The sequence below is a fragment of the Paenibacillus sp. WLX2291 genome (assembly GCF_046603665.1).
GTDB lineage: Bacteria > Bacillota > Bacilli > Paenibacillales > Paenibacillaceae > Saccharibacillus.
This window is the reverse complement of the sequence record NZ_CP176755.1, coordinates 2,694,345-2,707,142: the sequence shown is the minus strand read 5'-3', so window position 1 is coordinate 2,707,142 and position 12,798 is coordinate 2,694,345. Positions and strand designations below refer to the sequence as shown.

General features: G+C 44.1%; 9 protein-coding genes. 2 read left to right on the top strand and 7 right to left on the bottom strand.

Annotation, left to right across the window (positions count from 1 at the left end; translation table 11 throughout):
* Positions 1-10 precede the first annotated feature (10 nt).
* Both ACDE64_RS11615 and ACDE64_RS11610 read right to left on the bottom strand, forming a co-directional pair.
* A complete protein-coding gene (locus tag ACDE64_RS11615) occupies positions 11-4,789 on the bottom strand; it encodes an S-layer homology domain-containing protein (RefSeq protein ID WP_411350133.1) in 4,779 nt (1,592 codons plus the stop codon).
* 161 nt (positions 4,790-4,950) lie between these two features.
* Positions 4,951-5,685 carry a glucose 1-dehydrogenase gene (locus ACDE64_RS11610; protein WP_411350132.1) on the bottom strand — a complete coding sequence of 245 codons (735 nt, stop codon included), beginning with the start codon at positions 5,683-5,685 and terminating at the stop codon, positions 4,951-4,953.
* A 172-nt stretch (positions 5,686-5,857) separates the two neighbouring features.
* Between ACDE64_RS11610 and ACDE64_RS11605 the strand changes: the two genes are divergently transcribed.
* The gene (locus tag ACDE64_RS11605; protein WP_411350131.1) at positions 5,858-6,796 is read left to right on the top strand and encodes an AraC family transcriptional regulator N-terminal domain-containing protein; all 939 of its coding nucleotides are present in this window, start codon (positions 5,858-5,860) and stop codon (positions 6,794-6,796) included.
* A gap of 5 nt (positions 6,797-6,801) precedes the next feature.
* Here ACDE64_RS11605 and ACDE64_RS11600 read toward each other — a convergent pair whose 3' ends face one another.
* The gene (locus ACDE64_RS11600) at positions 6,802-7,896 is read right to left on the bottom strand and encodes a glycosyl hydrolase family 18 protein (RefSeq protein ID WP_411350130.1); all 1,095 of its coding nucleotides are present in this window, start codon (positions 7,894-7,896) and stop codon (positions 6,802-6,804) included.
* A gap of 224 nt (positions 7,897-8,120) precedes the next feature.
* On the bottom strand, positions 8,121-8,423 hold the full coding sequence (locus ACDE64_RS11595; RefSeq protein ID WP_411350129.1) for a Dabb family protein: 303 nt from the start codon (positions 8,421-8,423) through the stop codon (positions 8,121-8,123).
* A 310-nt stretch (positions 8,424-8,733) separates the two neighbouring features.
* Between ACDE64_RS11595 and ACDE64_RS11590 the strand changes: the two genes are divergently transcribed.
* Positions 8,734-9,480, top strand: a complete 747-nt coding sequence (locus ACDE64_RS11590) for a GTP pyrophosphokinase family protein (protein ID WP_411350128.1) — start codon at positions 8,734-8,736, stop codon at positions 9,478-9,480.
* Between the two features lie 209 nt (positions 9,481-9,689).
* Here the strand turns inward: ACDE64_RS11590 and ACDE64_RS11585 are convergent, their stop codons facing one another.
* From ACDE64_RS11585 to ACDE64_RS11575, 3 genes are all read right to left on the bottom strand, one after another.
* Complete coding sequence (locus ACDE64_RS11585) at positions 9,690-10,295, bottom strand: response regulator (RefSeq protein WP_411346611.1); 606 nt, start codon at positions 10,293-10,295, stop codon at positions 9,690-9,692.
* A gap of 36 nt (positions 10,296-10,331) precedes the next feature.
* Positions 10,332-11,456 (bottom strand): sensor histidine kinase, encoded by a 1,125-nt coding sequence (locus ACDE64_RS11580; RefSeq protein ID WP_411350127.1) that lies wholly within the window; start codon positions 11,454-11,456, stop codon positions 10,332-10,334.
* Between the two features lie 85 nt (positions 11,457-11,541).
* Positions 11,542-12,606: a fatty acid desaturase gene (locus ACDE64_RS11575; RefSeq protein ID WP_411350126.1), complete on the bottom strand. Its 1,065-nt coding sequence runs from the start codon at positions 12,604-12,606 to the stop codon at positions 11,542-11,544.
* Between the last annotated feature and the right edge of the window lie 192 nt (positions 12,607-12,798).

The following is a 12,798-nucleotide window of genomic DNA, read 5'->3' as shown; positions in this document are numbered from 1 at the left end:
GCGCATTCTTTTATTTATTTAACAATCGATAAATCACCACGGCAGTTTCTTCTTTCGTGATTTTGCGCTGAGGCTTGAATTGACCGTTCTCATAACCGATGAATAACTCGCCGCCTAATTGATCAATTGCTGATTTGGCCCATGATGGAATATTTCCTTTATCTTTGAATTCATACGATTGGGATTGCTCTTGATTCATAAAGTTTTGCAGGATTTTGGCTGCTTCCGCTCTTGTAATAATTTTATCTGGTTTGAATGTGCCGTCTGGATAACCGCTGATGTATTTCATCTCTGCTGCTTTTTGTACATTTGCTGTATACCATTTTCCATCAATATCATGAAACATATGGGAGCTTGGCAATGTTGCTGCATGCACTTCATGCTGTTCGTCTCTGGAACGCAGTAACATACTTAAAAACTCCGCGCGTGTAATTCCAGCTTGAGGATGAAATTTGCCGGTGTCATCGCCGTTAATAATCCCGCGATCCGCCAGAAAGTTAATCGCATTCTCAGAGTATCTGGATATTACATCTGTAAATCGAATAAGCGTAGTACTGGAATCTTCAGCAGGAACAGTTGGAAGCGAACGCTTCTCCGTCGTATCCTGTTTTGGACTTTCTTCGTCCTGCTCATGAATCTGCCCTACTAAAGGATGTGATATCGCAGTAGATACATTCCCTACATTTTTTTCTTTCGTCTTAAAATGGATAGAATGAATAGACGATCTAACACCAGATGCGTTCTCAGACCAAATCTTAATTGTATAGCTATGCGCAGCAGATAAATTTTGGATGGTTAGCGTCTTCGATTGAGAGCGTTGGATTTCACCCTTTTCGTTTGCAAACACATATATATCGGAATCCCTTCCATCTGTAACGCTAATGGTCGCAGTTGATGTTGTAATATCTCCTACATTCAGATCGAAATTCGAATATGGCTTAGTCTCAAAGGCTACATGATATACGTTGCTCAATATACCGGTTGCATTCACAGCGCGGATTACATAGTCATTATATTCCGTACTACTCAGCAGCTGATCAACCGTAACAAGATTGTCTTCCACATTCCCGATTAATTGATCCGCATGATAGAGATTGTAAGATACTGCCCCTTTAAAAGGTCTCCACGTAATGGTTGCTGAATCATGCTCTACATTTTGGACATGCATTACCTGCTCTTCAGATGGAACTGCCGCTCCTTGGTATGTGATCCAACGACGATCTGAACTTTCTCCATTCTTACCTACAGCAGCAATACCAAATAAAGCCGACATACCCGCACCAGGACTTGGAAGTGTGACTTCCAGATCCTTTGTCGTAGCAACGTATTGACCATATCCATCATATATACGATACGATTGTGCGCCAAAGGAACGGGTAAACGATAGATTGAAATCATCATTCGTGTTGGATGTTATTTGGCTATTTTGTGGTGCAAGTGGCAATGTTTGAAATGAAATTATACTTTGCGCGGATGCGCCGCTTTCGTTCATCGCCTGAACATGAATGGTATAGCTTTCCCCAGCAGTCAGTCCAATAAGATCAATCTCTGGCGTTGTGCTTGTGAATGCCAAGCCATTCACTGTTGCAACATAAGAAGCAGCCCCTTCTACTGGCGCAAAAGAAACAGTAGCCGACGTATAAGTGATATTCTCCAGCTGCAAATCAGTAGCAGGTGCAGATAACGTAATAAATGATGTATGAGCACCCTCTCCTGTACCAAAATCGTTAAACGGTACAATCGCTACAGAATGTACACTCCCCGGTTGGAGATGCGTAAATTCATAAGTGGTACGATCGGTCTCCGCTACTTTGGCGCCATCTAGGTATACATCATACCCTTTAGCACCGCGCACACTATTCCAAGCATATGTAGCGGCTTCTGTTGTCGTATTTCTTTTATAGAGGTCGGGAGCAGCTGGTAACGTCCATAACGATACATTTTTAAAATTGCTTTGCCCGGTCTCATTCGTTACAGCTATCGCATAATTGTAAGCTGTACCCGAAGCTAGATGGTAATCGCCAAATGATACATTCGAGCCAGTATAAGCTAGTTCATATTGGTTATATGTAACATCTGAAACGGTAGAGTACGTTTCACCCGTCACTGTCACGAGATGCTGATCGTTGCGCTTCACATCGTAGTAAACGTCACCGCTCACCGTATCCCATGATAACTTGGCATGATCCACTCCGACAGTTACTACATGAAGATGAGATAATGACGGTAATGTTAAAAATGTGTAGCGGCTCTCCAAACTTTGCCCGGATGAGTTTATAGCCTGTGTGCTTACTGTATATCTGTTGTTAGGAAGCAATCCGCTAAAGATATGGCTTACATCCATCGTTCCATTGGATACTATTTCCCCATTTGCATCGGTGAGTGTATAGAGATACTCAGTTGCCGACTGTACAGACTCCAATTTGACCTCAACCGATGTTTCGGAATGTGGGTAGGCTCCATCGAACGTCGCAGCAGCTGGAAGTGTAAGATAACGGAATGTTGTACTTGGACCTTTACCTGAAGGGTTAATAGGTGTAATCACATAGTCGTAGATTGTTCCAGCAGATAAATTCGTATCTGCAAATGTAGAACCTCCTGCTGGAATGATCATCTTTGCTCCTGTTGTGGTATTTACAATTTCATACGACTGATCGGAATGAACCGGTAAGACACCTGTAATACTTTCTGCGGAGTACGAATGTAGATGAACTTCATCATTAGACAACTGTGCTGGCAGAGCTTTGATTTTGAATGATTTTGAACGACTATAAGATTCATTACCAGCAGCGTCTGTAGCTACCACATGTATATACCACATGCCCTCTTTTGCTGCTGGTAAGCTAACCGAAAACGTTTCGCTCCCTTGGTTCCAATCTGCATTCTCGTCTGGGCGTGTGCTCTCCTCATTCACTACGTACTTTACGGTGTTCAGCGTGCGATCCTCTGTGAGAACATCAACATCCAGCGTGTTCGGTTGCCATTCTGAACCATTGGGAGTAAAAGCAATAACCGGGCGATCTCGATCAATATTCGATACAGTAATGGATTTGCTAGTCGTGTTACCGAAAAAGTCTTGTGTTGTTACGGTGTACGTTCCATTTGCATTTACTACAAATGACGTATTGCCTGACATCACAGTTGCACCATTCGGAAGTGTTGTATTAGTAATCCAAGTAGTATTATCTGATGCATCGACTGAAATTAGCACATCTGATTGCGTAGGAGCAAGTGTTGACGGTGTTAACGTTAATAATGGTGGATCGCCATCCAAAAGCATCATTGTTTTGGTTTCACCAATATTCCCTTCATAATCGACGGGAGCGATATGGATGTAAGCATCGCCTTCAGTTGGCGTAAATGCATACGATGTAGTTGTTGTCGAGATAGCGCCTGAGGTGATTTGCGTTGTAAAGGATTTGTCTGTCGTTACAATGTAGCCTTTGACACCTGAAGTCACGAGCGCAGTTTGTGCAGGTTGAACTTCTCCGACTGTACCATCGCGTAGTTGCCCTTGAATTTGATAATTGTAGTATGTACCACGATCTATGGCTGGTGCCCAGGAAGCGATTACTTGCTTGGTTTGTTTGGAATAATTATATGTTAACGACTCGTCTGGAACCGGATCAGGGCCACGATGATCGGTGGCACCTGTATCGGTATAGTTAGAATCGTAACCAGAATAGATTTGATCGCCGTTACGGTAGATGATCGCTTTTTCAGCATAGCCGATTTTGATATTATCCATCTGGAGCTGACCATTTGTTGACCAGCGTGTGTAAAATTGAGCACCGTATCGATCTGGATCATAACCCGTTGTTGGTAAATCAAAGCTATTGTTATATGTAATCCAATCTGTAGTTGCATTGAATGTTTTATAGCCTGCCCAGACATCGCCAAAGTTTGAAAGTGTCAGAACGGTATCTCCAGCAGCAAATGTCTCTCCAGCGCGTGATGTAGAGATTCCTGAGCCACCTATAATAACTGCTGTAGGTTGGGTCATGTAGTTGGTTAGAAGATTCATACTATTATCTGATTTATTGAATCGATAATACATATAACCCCAGCCATAATTCGAATCTTTGGATGAAATAAGAGTGAGAAACGTACCATCCTGTATATTCACAGCCCCATGATCTGTGGTTACATAAAATTTGGTAGGAGCAGATGATGATGAGAACGTTGTAGGCTGTACAAATTTCACTATATTACCAGAATTATCGACGAGAGCGTCACCTTTCATCTTCCACAGACTACCGAAGAAAGGTAATATGTTCGCGTTATCACCTGTTATTTTTAGATCATATTGCATGGTCAGCTTACTTGCCGCTTTAATCGACTTGATACTATATTGCGCCATACTGTCAATCCCGGATGCAGCTCCACTTACATCGTCATAATAGTTCCCTTTTTTTGTATTCATCGTATCTGCCAATTGAAGAACCGTTCCACGCGACGTCCCTGTATTCACATATGACTGATTACCTGTACCATGCCAAGTAAGATTCAGCTGCGGATCTCCGCTTTCAAACCCAGTTTTAAATAGAACATCAGAATCAGCCAGTGGTACAGAAAACTCCAAGTATACCGAGTTTGTATTCGGCTTCAGCAATGTAATATCAGCTGCTACAGTTGCTGCTGAAGCTATAGGAACAGGACCAAATGCAGATGCGAGAATGAGCATACAAAGGGATGTTTGAATCAGTTTGGGTCGGAATACATACCGACTGCTATTCGTAAACTTACTTGGTTGATATGGTGATGAATCTACTTTTTTAGTTGTTGTCAAATCAATCGCCTCCGAGAAGACAAAAAAGCACCTCGCCATAGATATAGGAATATCTATAAGCGAGGTGCTTCCTCGTGACTTCATTTAATTGAGATTATCATACTGCATTTTTCACAAAAAGCAAAGAAAAACATTCAAATTGCCCATTTCATTCAATGTAATTAGTTAAATCCACCGTTCACGCGGATCGTTTGTCCTGTGATCCAACGTGCTTTATCGCTGATCAACAGTTCTACGGCATTGGCAATATCTTCTGGTTCGCCTAATCGCCCAAATGCGTTCATACGGCGATACGAATTAACGAGTTCCTCCGATTTGCCATTTAAGAACAAATCGGTTGCTACTTGCCCTGGTGCAATGCTGTTGATTGTAATGCCTTTCGGTCCAAACTCCTTTGCCAGTTGGCGTGTCAATTGCTCCACAGCCCCTTTGGTAGCGCCGTACAAACTATATCCCGGCAACATAGCACCCGATACAGAGGTCGAGAAATTGATAATAGTGCCCCCCTCCTGCATATGCTCCATTGCTTGCTGACAGGCAAAATACGTACCTTTGACATTGAGAGCAATATGCTGGTCAAACGCCTCCTCTGTAACCTGATCCAGTGTTGCCATATTCATCGTCCCGGCATTATTGATCAGTATATCAACGGCTCCGTACTGCTTGATTGTTTCAGCGAACAATCGCTCTACTTCACTGACTTTGCTAATATCTGCATGAATAGCAGTAGCTTCACCACCAGCAGTTTGGATCAAATGAACGACTTCGTCAGCTTTCTCCTTGCTGGATGCGTAGTTAACGATAACGTTTACACTTGACTGAGCCAATTGGATCGCAATTTGCCGTCCAATGCCGCGTGACGCTCCGGTTACAATTGCTGTTCTGGTTGTTCCCATAATGTATACTCTCCTCTATATCGAAAGATTCGATCCACTCTGTGGTGATCGTCTGTAAACAGTATAGAGTGTTTTGGAAAAGGGGCGATAGATTAATCCTGTATGTCGCTTGCCTATTTTTGTTCGCTGTTTTTATAATACAATAAGTCATTCTCGACAGGAGCATCTGATTATGAAACCATTCGATGAACAGCAACGTCTGCAACATGCGTTACACGAGCTTCAGCAGATGATTATACGCAATACACCTACAACAGGCACGCACCAGACGAACATCCCTCTCTTATCTATCGTACGCGCCGAAGAAGTATCAGAGCCGCTCATTACAGTCTACAAGCCTTCGATCTGTATCGTCGCTCAAGGCGCTAAAACAGCTATGCTCGCTAATCAAACGTACCGCTACGATCCTCACGCCTTTCTTATCACTTCGGTCGATCTGCCGATTATGGGGCGGATTAGCGAAGCATCATCTAAGGTGCCTTATCTAGGACTAAAACTTAGCTTTGATACCGATGTGATCCTGGATGTTGTGCGTATGATGGACCATACACTCCCTGTTCAAGCCGAAACAGGTCAAGGAATTACAGTGAATGCGATGTCATCTTCCATACTGAATACGGTAGTGCGGCTCCTACAATTACTGGATCATCCTGACGATATCGCTGTTCTGTCTCCACTTATCATTCGGGAATTGGTATACCGGGTGTTGCAAAGTGAGCAAGGGCATGTTCTATATCCATTTGCGGTTACAGATAGTTATTCTTCTCGAATTGCGACAACGATTCAGTCGATTAAACAGGATTATAATAAGCCGCTAGAGATGGAACAACTTGCCCGGGATGTGAATCTGAGTAGCTCGGCGTTTCATAAGCATTTTAAACGGATTACAACGATGAGCCCGTTGCAGTATCAGAAGACGATTCGTTTGCAGGAAGCGCAGCGTCTGATGTTGACCGAAGCGGTACAGGCGGCGGACGCTGCGTTTATGGTTGGGTATGAAAGTCCATCGCAATTCAGCCGTGAGTATGCAAGATTATACGGCAAACCACCGATGCAAAATGTTCAGGATATGCGTAGTTTGTTAGTCGATTCCAATATGTCTGTTGAGTAATTACGTTACTTGTGCAAGCCTGCTTGCACAGCTTTCCAGAAGGATTCATCCTCCATACCAATCGCATACATGGACACGCCAGCTAGTTTATATGCTTGAACCAGCTTGGTTTTCTGCTTGATACTGATTGTATCTTCGTACCACACCTCGTGCGGATCGCCATTACTATCTGTATATTGTGCAACCATGGAGCCGGATGTCTGATCACGTTTGTCAGTTGTCTGATACTTGGTCAGTAACGACTTCGTCTTATTCCATGGCAGCATCGTATTGTCGCTATTATCTCCGGCTGCTGTTTGCTTCACATTCCAATCATTGCCGTAAGCAGGCAGTCCAATCAATATTTTACGGGCGGGCACCTGTTTGACGGCAAAAGCAAGTGATGCTTCTGTCCAGCCCAAGCTTGCGGAAGAACCCGGTTCGCTCCAAGTTCCATGCTCATCGTATGTCATAACCTGAAGCCAATCGACTACCTTGCCTATCGCTGCATAATCATAAGCACCAGACCAACCATCTTCAGGATCGTCCTGCTGCTTGGCAGGTACGGATACCATGATCTGGAATCCATTGTTCTTCATTACTTTGGCTGTATCGCGTACAAAGGCGCTTAGTGCATCACGATCTTCTGGCACCAACGATTCAAAGTCCAGATTAACGCCGGTATAATGGTTTTGTTTGACTGTTTGCAATAGACGGGCAATCAGCTTTTTGCGCGCAGTAGGATCGGTGATTGCTTGATGTGCGGCGTCAGGGTCCCAATCCGTTTCACCATAATTTGAAACTAACGCAAATGTGCCCATCTTCCAATTGCGTGCTTGCTGTACGGCTTGCTTGGGCGTTGTACCGACTAGATTGCCCTCTGCATCTGTATTGAGCGTATCCGTGGATACTTGATTCATATAGTTATGGTATTTGGTAAATGCTTCTGGTGAAGCGTCGGTGTAATAGCCAAGCACAATCGGTGAAGTTTGACGAGTGAATGAAGTTGCTGAAGTCGATGACTTGATCGGAGTTTTGTTATTCGCTGCCCAGACGGCAGCCGTGCAAAGAGCAGCTATACTGAGCAGGACTACAACCATAATGCTACTTTTTCTAATCATAAATGATTCTCTCTCCTCGCGGATCGTATCGTGTGTTTATACGATATCACAATGAAAGAAGCTATGGATGATAAAATAATGCTCAATGAAGCTTTGATCATACATATATCGATAGATGACAAACCAAAACAAGGCAGCATCCGTCAGATTGGATCATCTGGATACTACCTTGCTCAACGATTGTTTCTATAGCATTATCGATTGTGTACTAACAATTGCGGCTGTTATTCATACAGCACGACATCGGTCTCCTGAAACGACTGGACTTCCTTGTCCCAGCGCTCTTTTACATAATTCACATGTACCGGATGCTGATTGTACGCCTTATATGCTGCCTGATCGGCGAATGCCATAGAGAACATGTAATCATGATCGTTTTTGCCGCTAACCTGACGATAGACTTCAAATTGCTGTACACCCGGAATGTCTGCTAGCTCCTGCTTGCTCATACGCAGAAATGCTTCTGCTTGCTCGTTATTCCTGCCACTGTGAAGCGAGAATGTCACCATATGCTTGATTATACTCATTACTTGCTCCTCCTTATCTCATACTTCATGATCTTGTGCTGACTTGCACTTTGTTTGCACATCTAAGTACCATAAAGATGACTTATGTATCCGCTATCAAAATAACATACCTGCTTCTGAACTGCAAATATGTAGCAGTTTGTTAAGACGAGCCAATCTGTTGCTTTATGCCCTCTCTACTACCCAATCAAGACACCAATCCCAAAGCAAAACTTTTCAACAGCCAATTATTTAGGTACACTACATATATAAGTATTTTTCTTATGAATCAATTATATGCCGAAACTAGATGAGCAAACAGGAGAATGAAATGGATAACCAAATCGAACAATTAAAACATATTCGCCAGAACGTCATTCGCTTCATGATGATGTATGAATTTGCGCTCAAAGAGCTGGAAACAAAAATCGAGATTTTGAACGACGAGTTTCTGTCATTACACGAATACAATCCGATTGAGCATACCAAGTCACGCGTGAAATCGCCGGATAGCATTTTGAAGAAAATTCAGCGTAAAGGCGGCGTGCAAAGTCTGGAGGATATTCGTGAGCGTGTACGCGATATCGCAGGTCTGCGGATTACGTGCTCGTTTACCGAAGACATTTACTGGGTGTGCGATATGCTGAAGAATCAGTCGGATATTCAGGTGATTGAGATCAAGGACTATATCCGCGATCCGAAGCCAAACGGTTATCGTAGTCTGCATATGATCATTCAGGTTCCCGTATTCATGTCCGACCGTCAAGAATCGGTGTACGTGGAAGTGCAGATTCGTACGATTGCGATGGACTTCTGGGCAAGTCTGGAGCACAAAATCTTTTACAAATACGAAGGTTCTGTACCGGAACAGCTGACCAACGAGCTCAAAGATGCTGCCGACTCCGCAACCGCGCTGGATTTGAAAATGGAAAAGCTGCGTCATGAGATCGAGTCGATCAAACATGCAGACGAACTTGATGATGAATACCAACTGATGCAAAAGCTGACTGGAGAGCAAGGGTTGCAGATTCCAGAAGCGCTACTTCGTTTGACTGGCGGATTTGTCGATAAGAAGTAAGTCACAGACGTTTGTCATGCAATCCCGATATATCGATAGGATCAAAACATAGTACAAATAATGCAAAAGAGCAGTGCTTCTGTTATGAAGACACTGCTCTTTTGTATGTCGTATTTTGTACGATATAGGTTAAATTGTGTACTATTTTACTCATATGACAGTATGGCTTATTCATGTCAAAGCGTAATATGTGGGTACCCCTCAACTACTTAGGACTTGAACCAACCTTTTTCCTTAAAATGCTTGATTGCTTCAATTCGGTTGCTGACATTCAGTTTGTCCATGATGATTGAAACGTAATTGCGCACTGTGCCAGTCGTGATGAATAGCTCGTTGGAGATTTCACGAGTGTTTTTGCCATCCGCGATAAGTTCCAGTACAGCCTGTTCACGTTCAGTCAATGGACTTTTCTCACGATACCCTTCGTCGATCAGCTCGGAAGCATAGATTCTACGTCCCGCCATGACCATACGAATCGTATGCGATAGTTCTTCAATCGGGCTATCCTTGAGTAGATACCCATGAATCCCTGCCTGACGAGCACGTTCAAAATAGCCAGTACGGGCGAATGTCGTCAAGATGATGATCTTGCATTCACTGCTGTCACGCAGCTCCTCAGCGGCATCCAGACCGCTTTTGGCCGGCATCTCGATATCCATAATGCAAATGTCCGGCTTGAGCGCATGAACGAGCTGTACCGCTTCCTCCCCGTTCGTTGCCTTGCCGATTACGTTCATATCCTTTTCCAGATCGAGCAGCGAAGCCAGCGCACCGAGCAGCATGCGCTGATCTTCAGCAATGACAATATTGATCATGCTTATCGTCCCCCTCTCGCAAATGCTGATTTGGACTTACAACTGGCGCTGCACGGCATTCGGTACAACCATTCGCAACATAGTTCCTTGATCCGACGATACCGACAGACTGCCGTTTACAAATTCCAGTCGTTCCTTGATTCCTTTTAAGCCGTTGCCTGCATATTTCTGGCGCTTCAGATCGATGCCGGAGCCATTATCCTGCACGGTCAATACAAATTCGGTTGTACTGGATTCCAGTACAATATCACATTCGGTCGCTTCGCTATGGCGCACCACATTGTTGATTGCTTCCTTGAGACACATCGCCAGTACATTTTCACTAATAAGCGAAATATCCTCGGCATCGTTATTCTGAGATAAATGCAGCTTAATATCTGCCACATCCAGAATCTGCTGTACACGGAATAGTTCCTCATCCAATCGCATGCCTCGCATACGAGTCACCAGCTCTCGCACTTCATTCAGTGCCGTGCGAGCAGTCTGGCGTACATCCAGCATCTCTTGCTCTGCCTTTTGCGGATTGCTCTCGATTAACTTGTATGCCAGTTCACTTTTCAGACCGATAAGGGACAGCTTCTGTCCCAGTGTATCATGCAGATCACGGGCGATACGCTGACGTTCTTCCAGCTTAACCAGCTCGGAGATTTTGCGATTGGCATCGTTCAACTGTCCTTGCAGATGATCTTCGCGCGATTTGTTATGCGCATGAATCGGCACCAGAATCACAGCAATCAGGTTGATGACGAGCAGTGGCAGCTGAGACAGAAACTGATCCAGATCGGAAATAATGCTGCTATACGTCAAACCGAGCGTACTGAGTAGATTCACTACGTACAAAATCCAGAAGCCGACGCGATGATGTACAGTACCAATGAAGAAAGCGAGAAACAGCGAGAAATAAATAAAACCAAACATCAGTCCCATCACGACTGACAACACGATTTGCACCCCAAACCAAACATAAATTTGCCGCCCCTTTACAATCAGGGACAGCAAATTTGAGGTGAAAAATACGATGATCATCAACACACCAACGATGACATAACCAATCGTAAACTTATTAAAAATAGAGTAAAGCGGAAGCAGACAAAACAGCAGCCAGATGTACAGATTGACGCCGCCAGTCGTTTTGCGAAACAGATCTTTCCAATTGTTCATGTATTCACCTTTGCCGGGCATCCGGAGATTGCACCTGATTGCAGCGCCCGGCGGATGCCGCAGACTTTTTTCCTATACGTCTATTCTACTTCAGATCGATGCCGACTGCATTAAACGTTTTTTTGTCATTTGCTGCGGCTTTGGCGTTTTGCAGTGCTTGCTTGGCATTCCGTTTGAACTGACGGAAGCTAACAAAACGTTTTCCTTCTTCGTCCCACAGACGGAAACGCAAGGATTGCAGACTCGTTTTGAGCGTGATCGTCGTTGCCTTTTGCAGAGGTGGTGTTGCGTTATGCGCTTCTTCCAAATAATAGTTCGGTACACGCGGACTCAGGTGATGCACATGGTGGAAACCGATATTGCCAGTGAACCATTGCAAAATGAGTGGCAATTTGTAATACGAACTGCCTTCCACTGCTGCTTGTACATACGACCATTCATCGTCTTTTTCAAAATACGAATCTTCGAACGTGTGCTGTACATAGAACAACCAGATACCCATCATGCTAGCGATGTAGAAGATTGGCAGCTGAATCATCAGAAATGCCTGCCAGCCTACGAGCCAGCATAGTGCTGCATACAGTAACACGATCAGTACATTGATCAGATATGTGTTGCGACGCTCCGCCCACTTTGCACCGCGGCGGTTAAAGCGCTGTTGAATCAGGAATACAGCTACCGGACCGATGCCGAACAGGACAATCGGGTTGCGATACAGACGGTAAGCGAGACGAGTGTACCATTTGGCTTCTTTGTATTCCACTACAGTCATTGTCCAGATATCGCCTACACCGCGTTTGTCCAGATTGCTACTAGTTGCGTGGTGAATCGAGTGACTTTGTTTCCACTGCATATATGGGGTGAGCGTAATCACGCCGGTAATGGTACCGATCCAGTGATTGAGCTTTTTATTTTTGAAGAATGAACCATGACAGCAATCATGGAAAATAATGAATGTACGGATCACGAGTCCTGCCGCTACCATCGTAATCGGTATGGTCAACCAGTATGAAATGGACAGACTCCAGTATGCAGCCGCCCATAACAGAATCAGAGGCACAAGCGTTGTAATCAGTTGCTGTATACTTTTACGGGAATCGACTTTTTCGAACGGTGCGACTTCTTTTTTGAGTTGTTTGGTCAAAGACATGAATGTACTCCCTCTCAGGCAGGATGCGCCTGATTTTAGTACCGGATACAAGGATGTAGTGATTCGCTGCTATTTGCTCCGGGTATATCTCCATTGTAAAGAAGCATATACACTGGTAGAAGTCATAAGTGTCAGTATACGACCATGACACTTGTCATGTTTTTAAGCGTTTTCAAGAATTATTTTCCAATT